This window comes from Pseudomonas sp. C9 (assembly GCF_002000165.1).
Taxonomy (GTDB): Bacteria; Pseudomonadota; Gammaproteobacteria; order Pseudomonadales; family Pseudomonadaceae; genus Aquipseudomonas.
The window spans coordinates 1,811,869-1,831,668 of record NZ_MPAK01000001.1 but is presented as its reverse complement, the minus strand read 5'-3'; the positions used below and the strand labels follow the sequence as shown (position 1 = coordinate 1,831,668).

Below are 19,800 nucleotides of genomic sequence, written 5' to 3'. Positions count from 1 at the left end.
GTCGTCAGCCGCGTTAAGCGGAGCCACTATTTTTGCAGGGAATGAGGATCTATACAGCGTGGCCTGCAACGGCCTCTGTAGGAGCACAGCTTGCTGACGATGGCGTTTTGAAGATCGCCATCGCCAGCGAGCTGTGCTCCTACAGGGATGGGCGCTTACTGCGGGCGAACGCGCAGGGTCAGGCCCTTGAGGAAGTTGCGCAGCAACTGGTCGCCACAGGTGCGGTAGTTGGTGTGGCCGAACTTGCGGAACAACGCGCTCAACTCCGGCTTGGACACCGGAAACTCGGCGGCCTTCAGGATCGCGTGCATGTCGTCTTCTTTCAGTTCGAACGCCACGCGCAGTTTCTTGAGGATGATGTTGTTGGTCACCGGCACTTCGATTGGCTGCGGTGGACGGCTTTCGTCCTTGCCGCGCTTGAAGATCACCAGGCCATCAAGGAAGTGCGCCATGACTTCATCCGGGCAACGCACGAAGCCTTCCTCGTCTTCCTCTTTTTTGTCGAGGTAAGTCAACAGGTCTTCCAGCGACACGTCCATGCCGCCGAGTTTGATGATCTCGATGACTTTCTTGTCGCTGATGTCCAGCATGTAGCGAACGCTGCGCAGTACGTCGTTATGAATCATGGTGTGCAATCCTGATATTCGGCAGTGGGTACCGCTTCAAACAGCGGCACCGAAATGTGTGGCGGCGCGAGAAGTCTTAGAACTTCTCTTTGCCGGACAGGTAGCGCCATTGCCCCAACGGCACTTTGCCGATGGACACGCCACCTATGCGGATGCGGCGGATGGCAACGACCTTCAAGCCTACGGCCTGGCAGAACAGGGCGATCACGCCCGGTTGCGGGTTCTTCATGGCAAAGCGCAGGCGATTTTCGTTCTGCCAGCTGGCTTTGACCGGCGGCAGCTCCTTGCCTTTGTAAGTCAGACCGTGGTTCAGGCGGTTGAGGCCGTGAGCCACCATGTCGCCTTCAACCTCGACCACATACTCTTGCTCGATCTTGCTGGCATCGGCGGTGAGTTTGCGCAGGATCTTCCAGTCCTGGGTGAACACCAGCAGCCCGCTGGCGTTGGCCTGCAAGTCGGTGCTGGCGGTCAGGCGCAGGAAGTGGCCCTTGAGCGCACGTTTGCTGAAGCGGTGCTCTTCGCTCAGGGTCTCGGCGCTCAGGGTGGCCATGGCGGTGTCCGCGTCCATGCCCACGGGTACGTTCAACAGGATAGTCACCGGTTCCGGTGCGGTGGCCTTGGCCTCAGGATCGAGTTCGACTTTTTGCGTGTCGACCTTGAACTGCGGCTCGTCGATGACTTCACCGTCCACGGTCACCCAGCCGCCCTCGATGAACAGCTCAGCCTCCCGACGGGAACAGCCGACGAGTTCGATGAGGCGTTTGGAGAGACGAATCGGGTCAGTCATGACAGGGCCGTAACAAAAAAGGGGTGGGCATTGTACCTGCCTGGCGCCGGTTAATCCCGGCTCCATTTCAGTGCTGGTGCTTTTTGTGGGAGCTGGCTTGCCTGCGATGGCATCAGCCGGGTCTAACTGACCTGCCGCGTCGCCTGCATCGCAGGCAAGCCAGCTCCCACATTTGATCTAAGTTGTGTCAGCCATTACGCGTCAATTGTTGCGCCTGGCGCAGGCGCATATGCAACAGCGGATAAGGCTGCTTCATGCCGTCAAACTCGGAGCGACCGATCACCTCGAAGCCTTGTTTGAGGTAAAACCCCAGCGCTTGCGGGTTCTGTTCGTTGACGTCCAGTTCATCGGCATTCAGGTGTTCCATGGCATAGCGTAGCAACTGTTTGCCCAGGCCCTGGCCGCGATGCGCCGGATCGATAAAGAGCATTTCGATCTTGCCGGCCGCAACGCCGGCGAACCCGGTGATGCGCTGGCGTGAGTCTTTGGTACAAATCAGCATCACCGCATCGAGGTAGCGGGTCAGCACCAGATCTTTCAACAACAGGATGTAACTGTCTGGCAGAAAGTCATGGGTGGCGCGTACCGAGGCCTCCCAGACCCGGGTGAGTTCTTTGTAGTCACTCTGTTTCGGTGTGAGGATGACCGAATGATGGCGCATGGCCGGATGCCTTATGTGCGTGGAGGGTGCGAGTCCTTTCTCCCACAAAACGATAGACGTAAAAAAGCCCCGCATCTCGTCAAGAGAGCAGGGCTTTGCGTATTTTTTGCGTTTAGATCTGTTCAGCCCACAGGTCGTATTCGTCGGCGTCGGTCACTTTGCACCAGACTTTATCGCCTGGCTTGAGGTTGCTGCCGTTGTCGATGAACACGTTGCCGTCGATTTCCGGGGCATCGAAGAAGCAGCGGCCAACCGCGCCTTGCTCGTCGACTTCGTCGACCAGCACTTCGATTTCGCGGCCGATGCGCATTTGCAGGCGCGCCGAGCTGATCGCTTGTTGGTGCGCCATGAAGCGGTCCCAACGGTCCTGCTTGACGTCGTCCGGAACGATGTCCAGGTCCAGGTCATTGGCGGGCGCACCTTCAACCGGCGAGTACTGGAAGCAGCCGACGCGGTCGAGCTGAGCTTCGGTCAGCCAGTTCAACAGGTACTGGAAGTCTTCTTCGGTTTCGCCAGGGAAGCCGACGATGAAGGTCGAACGGATGATCAAGTCCGGGCAGATCTCGCGCCAGTTCTTGATGCGCGCCAAGGTCTTGTCTTCGAACGCCGGGCGTTTCATCGACTTCAACACTTTCGGGCTGGCGTGCTGGAACGGGATGTCCAGGTACGGCAGGATTTTGCCGGCGGCCATCAATGGAATCAGCTCGTCGACGTGCGGGTACGGGTAAACGTAGTGCAGGCGAACCCAGACGCCGAGGGTGCTGAGGGCTTCGCAGAGTTCAGTCATGCGGGTTTTCACCGGTGCACCGTTCCAGAAACCGGTGCGGTACTTGACGTCGACGCCGTAGGCACTGGTGTCTTGCGAGATCACCAACAGCTCTTTGACGCCGGCCTTGACCAGGCGCTGGGCTTCGTCGAGCACGTCACCGACCGGACGGCTGACCAGTTTGCCGCGCATCGAGGGGATGATGCAGAAGCTGCAGCTGTGGTTGCAGCCTTCGGAAATCTTCAGGTAGGCGTAGTGGCGCGGGGTCAGTTTGATCCCTTGTGGCGGCACCAGGTCGATCAACGGGTTGTGGTCCTGGCGCGGCGGCACGACGTCGTGCACGGCGTTGACCACTTGCTCGTACTGCTGCGGACCGGTCACGGCCAGCACGCTCGGGTGCACGTTACGAATGTTGCCTTCTTCGACGCCCATGCAGCCGGTCACGATGACCTTGCCGTTTTCCTTGATGGCTTCGCCGATCACTTCCAGCGATTCTGCCTTGGCCGAGTCGATGAAACCGCAGGTGTTGACCACCACGACGTCAGCGTCCTGATAGGTGGACACAACGTCATAGCCTTCCATGCGCAGCTGGGTAAGGATGCGCTCGGAGTCGACCAGTGCTTTGGGGCAACCCAGGGATACGAAGCCAACCTTTGGATTGGCCGGCGCAGGAGTGGTGGACATGTCTAACCTCGGTATTTGGGACGCCTCCAGCCGAAGACGGCAAGGCGACAGACGGGCGCTTGGTACGCCTCTGGTCAAAAAGTGCGCAATTCTAGCGATGAGTCGCTCACTTGACCAGCTTTATGCAGGGAAATACGACGAGTGCTGCGCTATGCTTCGCGCCGTTAGGCTTTACCGAATTTTTACAGTCAACAAAACGTCTGTAACGTGAAGTAAAACAGCGCATGCTGCACGACAAAGCATAGTGCTTCTTTCAAAGAAGCCGGGTCTGGGAATCAGGAGTGGTGGATGGGTCAGGCAAGTAGTCAGGTGGCGGGCGCCGAGCATTCGGCGGCGAAGCCGATCGGCATGCTGGTCGCGGCGGTCGGAGTGGTTTACGGCGATATCGGCACAAGCCCGCTGTACACCCTCAAAGAAGTGTTTTCCGGTGGCTATGGCGTGCCGGTCAACCATGACGGCGTGTTGGGGATTCTGGCGCTGATCTTCTGGTCGCTGATCTGGGTCGTTTCGATCAAGTACATGATGTTTGTCCTGCGTGCCGACAACCAGGGCGAAGGCGGGATCATGGCCTTGACCGCACTGGCCCGACGGGCGGCGGCGGGGCACCCGAAGTTGCGCACCTTGCTGGTGGTCTGCGGGTTGATCGGTGCGGCGCTGTTCTACGGCGACAGCATGATCACCCCGGCGATTTCCGTCCTCTCGGCCATTGAAGGTCTCGGCTTGGCGTTCGATGGCATTGACCATTGGGTCGTTCCGCTGTCGTTGGTCGTGCTGGTGGCGCTGTTCCTGATCCAGAGCCACGGTACGGCGCGAATCGGCATTCTGTTCGGGCCGATCATGGTCACCTGGTTTGTGGTGCTGGGGGCGCTGGGCGTCTACGGCATCCTGCAACACCCGGAAGTGTTGCAAGCGATGAACCCGATCTGGGGTGTGCGCTTCTTCATCGTGCATCCGGGCATGGGCGTGGCGATCCTCGGCGCGGTCGTGCTGGCACTGACGGGTGCCGAAGCCCTTTACGCCGACATGGGCCACTTCGGTCGCAAGCCGATTGCCCGTGCCTGGTTCATCCTCGTGCTGCCGGCGCTGGTGCTGAACTATTTCGGTCAGGGCGCACTGCTGCTCGGTGACCCGGAAGCCGCGCGTAACCCGTTCTATCTGTTGGCACCGAGTTGGGCGTTGATCCCGTTGGTGGGCTTGTCGACTCTGGCCACGGTGATTGCCTCGCAAGCGGTGATTTCCGGCGCGTTCTCCCTGACCCGTCAGGCGATCCAGCTCGGCTACATTCCGCGCATGCACATCCGCCACACCTCCAGCGCCGAACAAGGCCAGATCTACATCGGCGCGGTGAACTGGGCGCTGATGGTCGGTGTGGTGCTGCTGGTGCTGGGTTTCGAATCTTCCGGTGCCCTGGCCTCGGCCTACGGCGTGGCGGTGACCGGGACGATGTTGATGACCAGCATTCTGGTGTCGGCGGTGATACTGCTGTTGTGGAAATGGCCTCCGGTCCTCGCGGTGCCTGTGCTGCTCGGCTTTGTGCTGGTGGACGGCGTTTACTTCGCCGCCAACGTGCCGAAAATCATTCAGGGCGGGGCCTTCCCGGTGATCGCCGGTATCGCACTGTTCGTGCTGATGACCACCTGGAAACGCGGCAAGCAATTGCTGGTGGAGCGTATGGACGAAGGCGGGCTACCCCTGCCGATTTTCATCAGCAGTATCGCCGTGCAACCACCGCATCGCGTACAGGGCACTGCCGTGTTCCTGACTGCGCGGCCGGATGCGGTGCCCCACGCGCTGTTGCACAACCTGCTGCATAACCAGGTGCTGCACGAGCAAGTGGTGCTGCTGACCGTGGTGTACGAAGACATCCCGCGCGTACCGCCGACCCGACGCTTCGAAGTCGATTCCTATGGTGAAGGGTTCTTCCGGGTGATCCTGCATTTTGGCTTCGTCGACGAACCGGATGTGCCGCAAGCGCTGAAACTGTGTCACCTCGATGACCTGGACTTCAGCCCGATGCGCACCACCTACTTCCTCAGCCGCGAGACGGTGATTGCCTCCAAGCTGGAAGGCATGGCCCGTTGGCGAGAGGGGTTGTTTGCGTTCATGTTGAAGAATGCCAATGGCAATTTGCGGTTCTTTAATCTGCCGCTGAACCGGGTGATTGAACTGGGTACTCAGGTAGAAATGTAAGCCCCATCAAAAAGCCCCCGTTGCCGTGAAGGTGGCGGGGGTTTTTTGTGTCTGGCATTTGATCCCGACCCAATGAAAATCCCTGTGGGAGCGGGCTTGCCCGCGATAGCGGTATGTCTGTCAAATCAATGCTGGATCTGCCGCCGTCATCGCGGGCAAGCCCGCTCCCACAAGGGAATTGCGGTGTTACTAGCTTACGGGACGCTCTTCTTCGGATTCGGTTTTTGTCCGGGCTGGCCGCGGGGTCAGGACCTTCAGCACATCATCAATGACTGCCTTACCCATTGCCGTCAGATAGTGCGCGGCCCAGGCATGCCGGTCGGTGTCTTTTGCGTACGCGGCGTCTTCGCTGAATGATTTGGCGAGAAACAGCAGGTCTGAGGCTTGTGACAATGCAGCAACGATGGGGACGCCAGCGCGGACGTTGAACAACGCCTCATCCTGGCAGTAGATGAGAGGGGTGAAGCCGATAGTCTTTAATTCTGAAATCGCGGAAACATCAATTTTAGTCATGTCTATTCCCTAAGCTTGAGGAGCTGCCACGTTCGTTTCCAAGCGAATGGGTGGCAGCTGTGCGCAGGTTGGAAAACCGGGAGCCTAGGAAACCGGCACGTCCGAAGACGTCCCACGCACAGCCACCATGACACAAGATTGCAGCCGTGAAGGTCTGCGGTCATGTTGGGCACGTTGTTGCTATTCGCTCGTCGGGTTTCCAATCCCGATCGCTGAATGGTCAGCGACGTCCGGAGACTACCCCGTCGAAGAAAAGCGCAACAAGGCATCAAAGTGCCCAAACGCGAGATTCGGAGTTTGCCTACAAGGTCTGCGGGCGTCATCCGATATTGCGACACCTCAAAGTAAACGAAACTAAACGCGGTGAGGGATTTGACAAGTCGCGGGAGATTTCGCGTTGTTGCAAATATCGAAAGGTCTTGACGGCTCAATATTTCCAATGAGACAAGTGTCCACGTTTTATGGAATGTGGACACTTGGAGTTTCTAGCTTCATGAAGAGTCAAGACATTTTGCTTTTGTTCAAGATGGTCAGCCTGCACGCCCAGGAGGAAAACCTCATCGGTAAGATGGAGTCAGAGTCGAATTCGAACACGGTTGAGGAATTGTTGAAGCCCCAGCAGATAAACCGAATGACGGCAGCGGGGCGAGTGGGGCAGCCGCTAGTTACCCACCCCGCTGACGGTGAAGAAACTGTATTCCACCTCCAGGAGTTCGGCTCATCCTTGGGTGATGAGGATGGCTGGGAAGGGTGGTCGGAGTCTGTACCTTCTACGTCGCTGGCGAGCTGGAGTGAAGGCTACTCGTTGCGTGCGTTGTCTGCGTCTCTTGGGCTAAGCAAAAGCGAGATTTCAAACGCTATAGCCAGGTGCCGCGAGTCCGGATTGCTCACCAATGACTACGACACCGGGCTCCCGAAAGTTAATCGGCGAGAGCTGCTGAAAATTACCGAGCACGCTCTGAAATATTTTTTCCCCGTGAAGCCGGGCGCGATGGTTCGCGGGATTCCAACAGGCTTCGCTGCCCCCGCGCTATCCAAAAGCATCAAGAGCGCTGGCGGGTTGATTCCGGTTTGGCCTGATGCTCTCGGAACTGAGCGTGGCCAGGCGATAGAACCGCTCTACAAGACGGTACCGGAAGCGGTGAAGAGGGACAGGATCCTTTATCACTATCTTGCGCTGGCTGATGCGATCCGTCTTGGTGGTCCGCGAGAGTGCGGTGTCGCGGTTAACATTTTAAAAGCAGGGATGGGCCTGAAATAACATGTCTTCAAACGCTGATCACAACTACGAGCTCATAGAATTTGTTGCAGACGGCTTGGGAGCGGCGTTTCTCACTGAGATTGCTTTTGTCGGCGGTTGCACCACTGCCATGCTGGTCACTGATACTGCCGTGCTCGACGACATTCGTTTCACCGATGATGTTGACTTGGTGATCGAGCTGGCAGGCATTAGCGCCTGGCAACACCTCATAGAGCGGTTGGCGGCGAAGGACTTCAAAATCACCGGTGAAGATGAAGTCAACTGTCGTTTCCGCTTCAACGACGTCGTCGTAGATGTGATGCCTTCTGACTCTGCTGTTCTCGGGTATGCCAACCGTTGGTTCGTAGAGGGGCTGGCGAGGGCCGATAAGTTTGCGTTACCCAGCGGTACCGTCATCCAGATATTTAAACCGACTTACTTTCTAGCGACGAAACTAGAGGCATTTAGCGGTCGGGGTGGGGGTGACCCTTACCACAAAGATGTCGAAGACATCCTCATCTTGATTGATGGTCGTACAGAGCTTTTGGAAGAGGTTCGCCAGGCTGAACCTGAGCTCAAGGAGTTCATCACGTCTGGAATTCGAGAACTCATGGGGCTCAGTGGCATCGACTACGTGATTGAAAGTTCGGGCTCAGTGCAGGCCAATCCGGATAGAGGTCGAATAATTTACATGCGCATGAAAAACCTGAGCAACGCATGAGATACATCACCAGATCGGTGACAGGACGGACCAGGCAAGCCAATCATGACGCCGCTGGCGCACTCTGCGACGGTGGCAGAGGGCTGTTCGTCATTACGGACGGTACGTCGAAGCCCGGGAGTGGCCAACTGGCTGAATGCTTCGTAAAAGGTGTTTTAGCGGCCTACCCGAAACACATGGATCAGAGGGGCGAAATCACCGAGCACGGAGCAGTTGGGCAGTTACTTGGTTCAGTGCTGGCGGAGCTTCACCCCATTTTGTTTGCGGATCAGACAGGGACCACGTGTTACCTGATCGGTTTCGCTGCTCATGGGAAGCTCACGCTTGCGTATGAAGGTGACTGTTCGTGCGGAGTAGTGACATCGGCAGGCACAATCGAGTGGATTACGCCGCCCCACTGCAAGGCCAATTGGAGGCGCGACCGTTCGCACCTTGAGTTGGCGCAAGACCCTGCTCGAAACCGGGTAACCCGATGCCTGAAGGTTAGTCGTGCTCCGGACCCTGAGTTTGTTTTTCACCCATTGGCTGTGGGTGAGCGACTGGTGTTCGTAACCGATGGCTTCTGGGCAGAGTTAACGGAGTCGCAGCAAAGCAGCTTGTTGGCAGCACCGGATAGCGACTTTATCGCTGTTGAAGATGACGTAACTTGGATAGATGTCCAGCTTTAACCTGGAAGCGCTTCATGTCTGCACATGAAAAAAAGCCCCCGCAACCAAACAGCTGCGGGGGCTTTTTCGTGCGCGGCGCTCAGATCACTCCTGCGTCGTCGCCTCTTCCTTGGCCTGTCGCTTGACGATGATGTCCACCAGGCGCTGGGCCAGTGCCGGGTAGTTCTCGTCGAAGTGGTGGCCGCCAGGCAGTTTGATCGCTTCACCCACGGCGGTCTTGTCGGTGCAGCCGCTTTCGTCGACTTCTTCTTCGCCGTAGATGCACACCACTTTTTCCGGTGGCAGCTTGGCCATTTCCGGGCCGGTGGCGGCTTCTTTGCCGGCGTTGCCGAGCCAGCCTTCAACTTCGATTTCGAAGCTGCCGGTGCGGGCGAAGGCCAGAAGGATGATGGCGTCGACGCGTTGTTGTTCCGATTCGGCCAGGCGGTTGTAGATCGCCGGCAGTACGTCGGCGCCGAACGAGTAGCCGGTCAGGATGAAGCGCTTGGTGCCCCATTTCTGCCGGTAGTGCTGCATCAGTTCGGCGAGGTCCAGGGCGCTTTGCTCCGGGCTCTTGTGCTGCCAGTAGTAGCGCAGGGTGTCGATGCCGACTACTGGATAGCCGATCTTGGCCATCTCGCCCGCTACGTCACGGTCAAGGTCACGCCAGCCGCCGTCGCCGGACAGGAACAGGGTGACGGTGTCCTTGGCCTGGCCGGCCGGTACTTCAACAACAGGGATCTGCAGGCCACCGGCGGCTTTATCGCCACCGACGAGGATCTTGCGCAGTTCGTTGTTCAGCACTTGCGGCAGGTTGATGTCGTAGTCGCTGATACTGGTTTCGGCGTTGGGTTGGTCGCGCACGAACCCTGCGCTGGCGTCGTCCGGGTTGTCGTTCCACGCCACTAGCCAGTGGCCGTGAGCGGCGCTTTTCGGCAGCAGGTGTGTGCAGCCGCCTTTTTCCAGGGCCAGGTCGACCGAGATGGCCTGAGCCTTGTCACTCTTCTGCTCGGACAACCAGCGCCACGCCAGCACGGCGCCAGGGCCGATGCCGCTGACCAGGGTTGCCGGGCCTTTGAGTTCGCGCAGGCCCGATTGCAGGGCGCGGCTTTGCAGCAGGCAGTCTTTAGGCAGGATCACTTGAACAATCTGCGCCGAACCGGAACGGCTCAGGGTCATCAGTTGTTGGTCGCTGAGCTTCTGGTCTTCATTGACCGCTACCAGCACCTGAGCCTTCGGCGTGGTGCCGGGAATCACACGGGTCATCGCGGCGCCATCGGCGGGCGTCAACAGTTCGAGCGTCGGTGCCGGTGCCGGGCGTTTCAGGTACCAGTAACCGCCACCGAGAATCAGGGCCAGCACTACCAGTGTGGCCAGTACGTACCGCAAGGAGCGTTGAATCATCAGCGTTTCACCAATCCAGTCAAGCCGCCCGCAATCAGGGCAGCAGTATCGGCCAGGGCTACCAGCGGATCGAGTCCGGCGGGCACGGCCATATAACGGGGTTCCCAGTCAGGCTGGAACTTGTCTTTGAAGCGGCGCAAGCCTTGGAAGTTGTAGAGCTGCTCACCACGGCGGAAAACCATCGAGCCCAGGCGCTGGGTCAGCGGTGCGCCACGACGGGGTTGCAACCCCGACAACGGCACCATGCCCAGGCTGAAACGCGCGTATCCATGATTTTTATAATGTTGAATCAGGCCGACCATCATGAACTCCATGGTCAGCTTGGGGGCGTCCGGGTGCGCGCGCATCAGGTCGAGACTGGCCAGGTCATGGCCGTATGTTTCGAGAAGGTTGGCGAACGCGACCGGGCGACCTTCAAAACGGATCACCGCAATGCGGAAGTGCTTGAGGTAATCATCACTGAAGCGACCCAGGGAGAAGCCTTTCTCGCGGACATTCTTACCGGTCAGCCAGGCATCGGAAATCACCTTGAGCTCATCCATCGGCGCCTGGCCCGGCTCATGGATTTCCAGTGACAGACCATCACGAGTGCCACGGTTCCAGGTGTAGCGCAGGTCTTTCATCTCTTTGCCCTTGGCTTCGAGATCAAAGCGATGCAGATCGACCCGGGCTTCTTCGCCGAGCTTGATCGCAGTCAAGCCTATGTCCATGTAGTACGGCAGGTTCTCGGCACGCACTTGATAGAACACAGGACGGGCGTGATGGACGTCGCAGAGGTCGCGGAACTGCCAGATCATTTCCGCCCGTTGTTGCGTCGGGCCGATTGGGTCGTACAACGCCACCAGGCTGCGCCCACGGCGTGCGTACATCAGAAACGCCTCGTCGTTAGGGTGGAACAGCAGCGCCTTGTCACCGGTCAAGGCCAGGCCCCCATCCGGCTGGGCGGACGCCATGAGGATCTTGTGCGCGCGCTCCAGTTCATCGGGCGCCGGCAAATGGATGACCGGGCGGGCGGTGCGCAGCAACCATGTCAGCGATACCACCACCAGCAACACTGCGGCGCCCAGCAACGAGCGCAAGCCACGCGGCGCATCGGCATCAAGGGTGAACTGCCACCAGAGTTGATGGCTGTACGGAACGTCTTGATACGCAAACAGCAGCAACCAGATCGAGGCACCCAGAACGCACAGGCTAGACACCAGATACAGCGGCGAAAACGGCAGTTCGGTGAGGCGGCTCGGGCGATAGAACGAGCGGCGGAATACCCCCAGCAGGCTGGCAATGAGGGTCATCAGGCAGGCTTCTTCCCAGTCAAACCCCTTGAGCAGGGAGAGCAGGGCGCCGACCAGCAGCAAAATGGTGGTCAGCATCCAGGCCGCAGACAGGCGCCGACGCAGCCCTTGAGCCAGCAGCAGGCACAGCACGCCGATCAGGCTGGCACCGAAGTGCGAGGCATCGACCAGGCGATGCGGGATCAGAAAGCCGATGTGTTCCAGGCGGGTGTCGATTTCCGGGGTCACGCCGGAAAACAGCAACACCACACCGGAAAGAAACACCAGTACCGCCAGAATCGGTGCCGCTAGGCCGGACGCCGCGCGCAGGGACTGGCGCGTCTGAAACAGGCGCTGGCCTTCGTTGATAAGCAAGAATACGCAGGCCACCAGCAAGGGCAAAATCACATAAATCAGCCGATACAACAGCAGGGCGGCCGCCAGTGGTGCGGCGCCGAGGGTGTCGGCGAACGCGGCCAGCAGGATCGCTTCGAATACACCGACGCCGCCCGGCACGTGGCTGAGCACGCCTGCGGCCAATGCCAGCAAGTACACCAGCAGGAAGGCGCCGAAGGGCGGTGCCTCTGGCAGCAACAGATAAAGCACGGTCGCGGCGGCAGCCACGTCCAGGGCGGTAATGATCAGTTGCAGGAAAGTCAGGCGGCGCCCGGGCAGGCGCAAGGTGCGGCGGCCGACTTTGACCAACAGGTTGTCCGACGAAGGTTGATCCGGCAGGCGACGGCGGTAGATGCCGATGGCCAGCACGCTGAAGAGCAGCAGAACCGCCGCGGCGATCGCGCCGAGCAATGTTTCGGATAGACCCAGGGCTGCAGAGGCGGCAGGCAGGTCGCTGAGGGTTGCCAGCGCGGCCAGTGGCGGCAGGGCGCACCCGAGCGACAGGCTGGCAAACAGTGTCATGTGGGCGACTTCAGAAGCCCCCAGGCCATGACGTGCATATAAGCGGTAACGAACCGAGCCCCCCGAAAGCATCGACAGGCCAATGGCGTTACCGATGGCGAATGCAGTGAAACCGCCGAGTGCCAGGATTCGCGGCGCCAGCGTCACACCCGCATAGCGGCTGGCCGACCACTCGTAACCCAGCAATATGATGAAACCAACGACGGTCGCACCCAATGCGCCCAGCAGCGCCGGTTTCGGTACTTCCAGGATCGAGTCGTGCAAAGCGTACAGATCAAGTTCGCTCAACAGGTGACGGCAGGCAATCAGCGCGATCGCGAACAGCAGCAGAGTAACCGCCAGGCCAATGGGCTGACGATACTTGCTGACCAGATCAAGCAGGTGCAAACGCCCGGCCTTGATCGGTTGTGTCGCTGTGACGGTGTCCTGTGGATCAGACGAGTTGGCGCGCATCAATCACCTCTTGGATTGTGCGCGACAGGATGGAGGTATCGAGCCAAGTTACCAATCCCTGTAGAAAAAAATAATCACGAATATTAACGCCTCTCACCGGGTTCCGGCGATGGCGCATCATGCGTCGTAGAGGGGCTGCCTGCGTTCCAGCATAGTCTGAACTGGGCAGTTTGATGATCCCCGACGCTTCACGACACTGTGACAGATCATTGTTGCGAAAGGACTTTTTCGGCGGATACAAAAAAGGCCACTCTTTCGAGTAGCCTTTTTTGATGTTTGGTTGCGGGAGCCGGATTTGAACCGACGACCTTCGGGTTATGAGCCCGACGAGCTACCAGACTGCTCCATCCCGCGTCTGTGTGGCGGCATTCTACAGGCGAACGGCGAGGTGTCAACCGTTAATCCCAAGAAGGGTTAAATAAGTATAGAAGAGCGGCGAACGGTCGCAGGGGAGAGCTAAGTTTCGGAATCAGAACGATTTCTCATTTTGGGCGGCATCAGCCTAAATGTCCCTACATTCGCCCTGACTACCGCTAGGAGTACAAAACGAGCAGGCACAAAAAAGGCCACTCTTTCGAGTAGCCTTTTTTGATGTTTGGTTGCGGGAGCCGGATTTGAACCGACGACCTTCGGGTTATGAGCCCGACGAGCTACCAGACTGCTCCATCCCGCGTCTGTGTGTCGGCATTCTACAGAGGATCGCCGGGGTGTCAACCTGCAATTCCGGAAAAACCTCTTCCTGTTCAACCGCTTAGCTTGAAAATGGGGTTGGGCGATCGTCTGTAAGGCAGGCGTGGCAAGGCTTCCAGCTCTATTGGCGGGTTGCGTTCGATTGATAAAATAAATGCAAAGCGCACTTTCCTACGCATGGAAAAGAACATTCAGACTACTGGTGCTATATACAGGTGTCAGTGAGATACTGCTTATCCGACTGGCCAACGTCCCATTTCTTCGTCATGAACGCCGCTTTTATATGACTCAGCGAAAAATCATCCACGTCGATTGTGACTGCTTCTATGCCGCCATCGAGATGCGTGACGACCCGCGCCTGGCCGGTAAACCGTTGGCAGTGGGTGGTTCGGCGGATCGGCGGGGAGTCATCGCGACCTGTAACTATGAAGCGCGGGCCTATGGCGTACGTTCGGCCATGTCGTCCGGGCATGCGTTAAAGCTGTGTCCGGACCTGACCATCGTCAAGCCACGCATGGACGCTTATAGAGAGGCGTCGAAGGAAATTCACACGATCTTTCGCGATTACACCGACATGATCGAGCCGCTGTCCCTCGATGAGGCTTACCTTGACGTATCGGACAGCGCGCATTTCGGGGGCAGCGCCACGCGTATCGCTCAGGACATCCGTCGCAGGGTGTCCAATCAATTGCATATCACCGTGTCGGCGGGCGTGGCGCCGAACAAGTTTCTGGCCAAGATCGCCAGTGACTGGAAAAAGCCCAACGGCTTGTTCGTCATTACGCCAGATCAAGTGGAAGACTTTGTCAGCGGTTTGCCAGTGAGCAAGCTGCACGGTGTGGGTAAGGTCACTGCCGATAAATTGGGCCGGCTGGGCATCGTCGATTGCTCGCAGTTGCGCGAGTGGGACAAATTGGCGCTTGTGCGCGAATTCGGCAGTTTTGGTGAACGACTTTGGAGCCTGGCCCGTGGGATCGATGAGCGTCTGGTCCATAACGACAGTCGTCGGCAGTCGATCAGTGTCGAAAATACCTATGACGTGGATCTGCCGGATTTGGTGAGCTGCCTGGATAAATTGCCCGAGTTGCTGGAAACCCTGGGGGGGCGTATGGCGCGGATCGACAGCAGTTATCGGCCGGGCAAGCCATTCGTCAAAGTGAAATTCCATGACTTTACCCAGACCACGCTGGAACAGGCCGGGGCAGGGCGGGACTTGGGTAGTTATCAGTTGTTGCTGACCCAGGCGTTCAATCGCGGCGGGAAACCGGTGCGGTTGTTGGGGGTTGGGGTCAGGCTGGAGGATTTGCGCGGTGGGTTTGAGCAGATGGAGTTGTTTGAGCGGTAGTTCTGCCGTGAACTCAAGGGGCTCATCGCGGGCAAGCCCGCGATGCTTCTGCTTTTAGTTCAGTCCCGGATTCGCAACCAGGCGCCCGGCATTGCGGTTCAACGACTTGAGGAACTCGGCCTGCAACTCAGGATCGTTGCGGGTCAGCTCGATCAGGCTTTGTTCCAGTTCGCTGGCTTCTTCTTCCAGGCCTAGGTCCGACAGACGCTTGACCCGGTGCACCCACTGGCTCACTTCGTCGTCTTCGAGGTCCTCGTAAATCAGCTCGTGGGCCTCAAGCAATTTGCCGCGCAATGAACTGCTGACCGCCAAGGACGAATTGGTGCGCACATCACCCTGGCCATCTTCGACACTGATCAACAATCGGGTCAGATGGTTGATGTCATGCTCGGCGAATGGGCTGTCCAGTAGATTCAGGCGCAAAACGCCGTTTTTGTCGGTGCTCAGTTCGAACGTTTCCTTGCCGGCCTTGACCTGCACCGGGCGCTCGCTCCATGGCAGGCTCGAGTACTCGGTGCGCTTATCGCGCTGGACTTCGTCGATGCCGGCCAGGTTTTGCTGCGCACGACCGTGCGATTGCACGTTCATGAACGGGTTGAGCCCGGCGAAACCATAGCTCAGCCAATCCTTGGTCACGCTGTCCGGCAAGTTACCGAGGGCGAACACATTGACGACATTCGCCCCGACACCGGCTACGACGGCCACCGCGCCCAGCGGGATCTCATAGGCCTCCCGCCAGGGTTGATAAGGCGTGTAGCGATCATAGTGGCGCGTGACTTCGAACTCGGTGACTTCGAACGTCTTCTGCTCGTGAATTTTCACCCGACGTTGCGGCAGATCCAGCACCTTCGGCTCGCCGACATCGATCTGCAGGCTGTGATCGAGCAATTTGCGCTCGACACGCTCCTCGTTCTCGCTACGTTGCGACATGTGATTGGCGCAGCCGCTGACCAGCAGGGTACCGCACAGGGCGGCACCACCGAGGCCTAAGGTGTTTCGCTTGAACATGACTTCTCTATCTGGTGTCAGCGGCGGATACGGGCCTGGAGGAAAGACAACACGTCAGCGACCGGCAGCGCTTGCGCTTCAGGTTCGGTGCGGCTCTTGTATTCCAGATTGCCTTCGGCAAGGCCGCGGTCACTGACCACGATCCGGTGAGGGATGCCGATCAGCTCCATGTCCGCGAACTTGATGCCCGGGCTGGTTTTCTTGTCGCGGTCGTCCAGCAGTACTTCGAAACCGGCTGCAGTCAGTTCTGCATAGAGCTTGTCGGTGGCTTCACGAACCTGTTCGGTTTCGTAGCGCAATGGCACCAGGGCAACCTGGAAGGGCGCAAGCGTGTCGCTCCAGATGATGCCGTTGGCGTCGTTGTTCTGCTCGATGGCGGCAGCCACCACGCGGGAAACGCCGATGCCGTAGCAGCCCATTTCCAGGGTGACCGGCTTGCCGTTCTCGCCCAGCACTTCGCACTTCATCGCCTTGCTGTACTTGTTGCCCAGCTGGAAGATGTGCCCGACTTCGATGCCACGCTTGATTTCCAACGTGCCCTTGCCATCCGGGCTTGGGTCGCCAGCTACTACGTTGCGCAGGTCGGCAACGGTCGGAACTGGCAGATCGCGCTCCCAGTTCACGCCGAAGTAGTGCTTGTCGTCGATGTTCGCGCCGATGCCGAAGTCGCTCATCAGCTCAACCGAACGGTCGATGATGATCGGCAGTGGCAGGTTCAGCGGGCCGAGGGAGCCGGCGCCGGCGCCAATGGCGTCGCGCAGTTCTGCGTCGGTGGCCATGACCAGCGGGCTGGCAACGCCAGGTTGCTGGGCAGCCTTGATCTCGTTGAGCTCGTGGTCACCGCGAATGACCAGGGCGATCAGCTTGCCTTCTTCTTCGGCGCGCACAATCAGGGTCTTGATGGTTTTTTCAATCGGCAGATTGAATTTTTCCACCAGCGCGGCGATGGTCTTGGTGTCTGGCGTGTCGACCAGACGCAGCTCTTCGGCGGGGGCTGGACGGGAAGTTTCCCGTGGCACCGCTTCGGCTTTCTCGATGTTCGCTGCGTAGTCGGAACCGTTGCTGAAGACGATGTCGTCCTCGCCTGATTCGGCCAGTACGTGGAACTCATGGGAGCCGGCGCCGCCGATGGAGCCGTTGTCGGCTTCTACAGGGCGGAATCTCAGACCCAGACGGGTGAAGACGTTGCAGTACGCCTGGTGCATGCGGTCGTAGGTAACTTGCAGCGAAGCCTGGTCAGCGTGGAACGAATAGGCGTCCTTCATGATGAACTCACGACCGCGCATCAAACCGAAGCGTGGACGGATTTCATCACGGAATTTGGTCTGGATCTGATACAGGTTGATCGGCAGCTGTTTGTAGCTGCTCAATTCGTTGCGCATCAGGTCGGTGATGACTTCTTCGTGGGTCGGGCCCGCGCAGAAATCACGACCGTGGCGATCCTTGAAGCGCAGCAATTCAGGGCCGTACTCTTCCCAGCGACCGGATTCCTGCCACAGCTCAGCCGGTTGTGTGCTCGGCATCAACACTTCGAGAGAGCCCGCAGCGTTCATTTCTTCACGAACGACGGCTTCGACCTTGCGCATCACTCGCAAGCCCATCGGCAGCCAGGTGTACAGGCCCGAGGCGAGTTTGCGGATCATGCCGGCGCGCAGCATCAGCTGATGGCTGATCACGACCGCGTCGGAAGGCGTTTCTTTCTGTGTGGCGAGCAAAAATTGACTGGTGCGCATGGTTGGCCGTTGTCGGTTGCTGATGACGAGAAATGACGGAGCATTGTACGGGCGAGATCCGCTGGCGTACAGGCGTGCGGTCGGTGGGGTGGCAGGAGGGCGGGAATCACACCGCCCCTTGCGACGCTTCCTACGATTCTTCCACGATCTGGCTCGGAACCGGCTCCGGCGTTGGTGTCGGACCTGCACGACGGCTCTCCTGGAACCAGTGCAAGGCAATCAACAGCAGGGTCGGAACGCCGAGCAAGGCGGTAATCAAGAAGAAATTGTGATAGCCGAACTTCTCGACCATGACCCCTGAGTAACCGCCGATCAGGCGTGGCAACAGCAGCATGATCGAGCTGAGCAGGGCGTATTGTGTGGCGGAAAACTTGAGGTTGGTCAGGCTCGACAGGTAAGCGACGAACGCCGAAGTCGCCAGGCCGGAACTGAAGTTGTCCAGGGAAATGGTGAGGATCAGCATGTTCAGGTTGGCGCCCATGTCGGCGAGCATCAGGAACAGGATGTTTGTCGCCGCGGACGCAACGCCGCCGATGAACAGGATCGGCAAAATGCCGAAACGTACGATCAGCAGGCCGCCCATGCCGGCACCGACCAGCGTCATGATCAAGCCAAAGATTTTACTGACGCTGGCAATCTGGTCCTTGGTGAACCCCATGTCGATGTAAAACACGTTGGCCATCACACCCATGACCGTATCGGACATCCGGTACGTGGCGATCAGCCCCAATAGCAGGAGGGCTTGCCAGCGGTAACGCGAAATGAAGTCGTTGATGGGGGTCAGTACGGGCGCCAGGCCGCGGCGGCCCATGGACGACAGGCAAAGCAGCGTTAGCGTGGTGTAGAGGATTGCCCGCAGGAATGCACGGTCATCGAGCAGCAGGTCGAGCAGACTCACGCCTTCGAACAGCACACTGGCGAAGTCGGTGTAATAGAACTGAGTGAACATCGCGGGAACGGACACCAGCAACACGATCAGTACAAACACCGATGCCAGTTGATGCACGAATTTGTAGCGTCCGGCCTGAAGCTGAGTGCGCAGCGGCACAGGTGGTTCGCGCATGAACAGCGAGGTGATCAATGCCGGAACCATCAGGGCGCCGAACAGCAAGTAGGTGCCGGCCCAGGCTGAATGCTGATAATTGAAACCGGTGGAACCGAAGCCCTCGGCGAAGAACAGTGCACCGGCGGTCGCTAGCAGCGCGGCGATCCGATAGCCTGACATATAACTGGCGGCAAGCGCTGCCTGACGGCTGTCTTCGGCAATTTCCAGGCGATAGGCATCTACAGCAATGTCTTGTGTCGCCGAGGCGAAGGCAACGACCACTGCGATAGCGATCAACCAGGACAAATGCTTTTGTGGGTCACAGAAGCCCATGCCGATCAGGCCAAGGATCACCAGCGCCTGGGACAACACCAGCCACGAGCGTCGTCGACCCAGCTTGCCGAGAAATGGCAGGCGCCATTGGTCGAGCAGCGGGGACCAGACCCATTTAAAGGCGTAGGCCAGGCCTATCAGGCTTGCATAGCCGATGGTTTCGCGGGCAACTCCGGCCTCGCGAAGCCAGACGGAAAGCGTCGAAAACACCAGCATGTAGGGCAGGCCGGCGGCGAAACCAAGCAGCAACAACACGAGCGTCGAAGGGCTGGCATAGGCGGCGAGCGCGGCGCGCCAGGTTTTACGGGGCATGGGCTGGAGTCTGCCTCAAGAATTACGGAAACAAAGCGCGCACTCTAACCGCTGTGCTCTACCGGACGCCAGCCATGGCGCTGAATATCAACACGATTGTTCAGGATGCTGATGCCTTCGGCGCGTAAACGCGCGCGCTGTTCATCCCCCGAAGGGCTGCCCACAGGCAGGCTGATCCGACCACCGGCACCGAGCACCCGATGCCAGGGCAGTTTGGTGTCACCCGGCAATTGGCTCAACGTGCGTCCGACCCAGCGGGCGGCGCGACCGAGTCCGGCCAGCTCCGCCAGTTGACCATAGCTCACCACTTTGCCTTCAGGCACTTGGGCCAGGGTCAGGTAGAGCGCCGTGCGTCGGATTTGCGCCTGGCTTTCCGTTTCAGAGGTGGGGTTGGGCATGTCCGGGGTTCCTGAAGAGGTTCGCGTTACCGTTTGTAGAGTAAGTCCGGGATCA

Annotated in this window: 15 protein-coding genes and 2 tRNA genes; 4 read left to right on the top strand and 13 right to left on the bottom strand. The window is 58.8% G+C overall.

Annotated features, from left to right (window positions below):
• Positions 1-155: 155 nt before the first annotated feature.
• The 4 genes from BMS17_RS08695 to rimO form a co-directional block, all read right to left on the bottom strand.
• Positions 156-626, bottom strand: coding sequence for a DUF1456 family protein (locus BMS17_RS08695; protein ID WP_038979193.1), 471 nt, complete (start codon positions 624-626; stop codon positions 156-158).
• Positions 627-702: 76 nt separating this feature from the next.
• Complete coding sequence (locus tag BMS17_RS08690) at positions 703-1,413, bottom strand: rRNA pseudouridine synthase (protein WP_077430783.1); 711 nt, start codon at positions 1,411-1,413, stop codon at positions 703-705.
• A gap of 187 nt (positions 1,414-1,600) precedes the next feature.
• Positions 1,601-2,074 carry a GNAT family N-acetyltransferase gene (locus tag BMS17_RS08685; protein WP_046029271.1) on the bottom strand — a complete coding sequence of 158 codons (474 nt, stop codon included), beginning with the start codon at positions 2,072-2,074 and terminating at the stop codon, positions 1,601-1,603.
• A gap of 112 nt (positions 2,075-2,186) precedes the next feature.
• The gene (rimO, locus tag BMS17_RS08680) at positions 2,187-3,524 is read right to left on the bottom strand and encodes a 30S ribosomal protein S12 methylthiotransferase RimO (protein ID WP_046029273.1); all 1,338 of its coding nucleotides are present in this window, start codon (positions 3,522-3,524) and stop codon (positions 2,187-2,189) included.
• Between the two features lie 288 nt (positions 3,525-3,812).
• On the opposite strand from rimO, the gene BMS17_RS08670 reads away from it, so the two are divergent.
• Positions 3,813-5,714 (top strand): potassium transporter Kup, encoded by a 1,902-nt coding sequence (locus BMS17_RS08670; protein WP_077430782.1) that lies wholly within the window; start codon positions 3,813-3,815, stop codon positions 5,712-5,714.
• Between the two features lie 189 nt (positions 5,715-5,903).
• On the opposite strand, the gene BMS17_RS08665 is transcribed toward BMS17_RS08670, so the two are convergent.
• Positions 5,904-6,227 carry a DUF3077 domain-containing protein gene (locus BMS17_RS08665; protein ID WP_046029277.1) on the bottom strand — a complete coding sequence of 108 codons (324 nt, stop codon included), beginning with the start codon at positions 6,225-6,227 and terminating at the stop codon, positions 5,904-5,906.
• A gap of 493 nt (positions 6,228-6,720) precedes the next feature.
• Between BMS17_RS08665 and BMS17_RS08660 the strand changes: the two genes are divergently transcribed.
• Together BMS17_RS08660 and BMS17_RS08655 are read left to right on the top strand one after the other, a co-directional pair.
• Entirely contained in the window at positions 6,721-7,488 is a 768-nt protein-coding gene (locus tag BMS17_RS08660) for a MarR family transcriptional regulator (RefSeq protein ID WP_077430781.1), read from the top strand.
• 1 nt (position 7,489) lies between these two features.
• Positions 7,490-8,188 (top strand): hypothetical protein, encoded by a 699-nt coding sequence (locus BMS17_RS08655; protein WP_077430780.1) that lies wholly within the window; start codon positions 7,490-7,492, stop codon positions 8,186-8,188.
• A 752-nt stretch (positions 8,189-8,940) separates the two neighbouring features.
• Here the strand turns inward: BMS17_RS08655 and BMS17_RS08645 are convergent.
• From BMS17_RS08645 to BMS17_RS08630, 4 genes are all read right to left on the bottom strand, one after another.
• Positions 8,941-10,239 (bottom strand): virulence factor family protein, encoded by a 1,299-nt coding sequence (locus BMS17_RS08645; protein ID WP_077430778.1) that lies wholly within the window; start codon positions 10,237-10,239, stop codon positions 8,941-8,943.
• Positions 10,239-12,881: a bifunctional lysylphosphatidylglycerol flippase/synthetase MprF gene (gene mprF / locus BMS17_RS08640; RefSeq protein WP_046029286.1), complete on the bottom strand. Its 2,643-nt coding sequence runs from the start codon at positions 12,879-12,881 to the stop codon at positions 10,239-10,241. The genes BMS17_RS08645 and mprF overlap by 1 nt, the downstream gene beginning before the upstream one ends.
• A gap of 277 nt (positions 12,882-13,158) precedes the next feature.
• A tRNA-Met gene (locus BMS17_RS08635) sits at positions 13,159-13,235 on the bottom strand.
• A 242-nt stretch (positions 13,236-13,477) separates the two neighbouring features.
• A tRNA-Met gene (locus tag BMS17_RS08630) sits at positions 13,478-13,554 on the bottom strand.
• A 300-nt stretch (positions 13,555-13,854) separates the two neighbouring features.
• Here BMS17_RS08630 and dinB point away from each other — a divergent pair.
• Positions 13,855-14,916, top strand: a complete 1,062-nt coding sequence (gene dinB / locus BMS17_RS08625; RefSeq protein WP_046029287.1) for a DNA polymerase IV — start codon at positions 13,855-13,857, stop codon at positions 14,914-14,916.
• 54 nt (positions 14,917-14,970) lie between these two features.
• Here the strand turns inward: dinB and BMS17_RS08620 are convergent, their stop codons facing one another.
• The 4 genes from BMS17_RS08620 to BMS17_RS08605 all read right to left on the bottom strand — a co-directional run bounded on the left by BMS17_RS08620 (position 14,971) and on the right by BMS17_RS08605 (position 19,745).
• Entirely contained in the window at positions 14,971-15,924 is a 954-nt protein-coding gene (locus BMS17_RS08620; protein ID WP_046029288.1) for a hypothetical protein, read from the bottom strand.
• Positions 15,925-15,941: 17 nt separating this feature from the next.
• Positions 15,942-17,657 carry a proline--tRNA ligase gene (locus BMS17_RS08615; protein ID WP_046029289.1) on the bottom strand — a complete coding sequence of 572 codons (1,716 nt, stop codon included), beginning with the start codon at positions 17,655-17,657 and terminating at the stop codon, positions 15,942-15,944.
• A gap of 130 nt (positions 17,658-17,787) precedes the next feature.
• Positions 17,788-19,347: an AmpG family muropeptide MFS transporter gene (locus tag BMS17_RS08610; RefSeq protein WP_046029290.1), complete on the bottom strand. Its 1,560-nt coding sequence runs from the start codon at positions 19,345-19,347 to the stop codon at positions 17,788-17,790.
• Positions 19,348-19,391: 44 nt separating this feature from the next.
• Positions 19,392-19,745, bottom strand: a complete 354-nt coding sequence (locus BMS17_RS08605) for an MGMT family protein (RefSeq protein ID WP_046029291.1) — start codon at positions 19,743-19,745, stop codon at positions 19,392-19,394.
• Between the last annotated feature and the right edge of the window lie 55 nt (positions 19,746-19,800).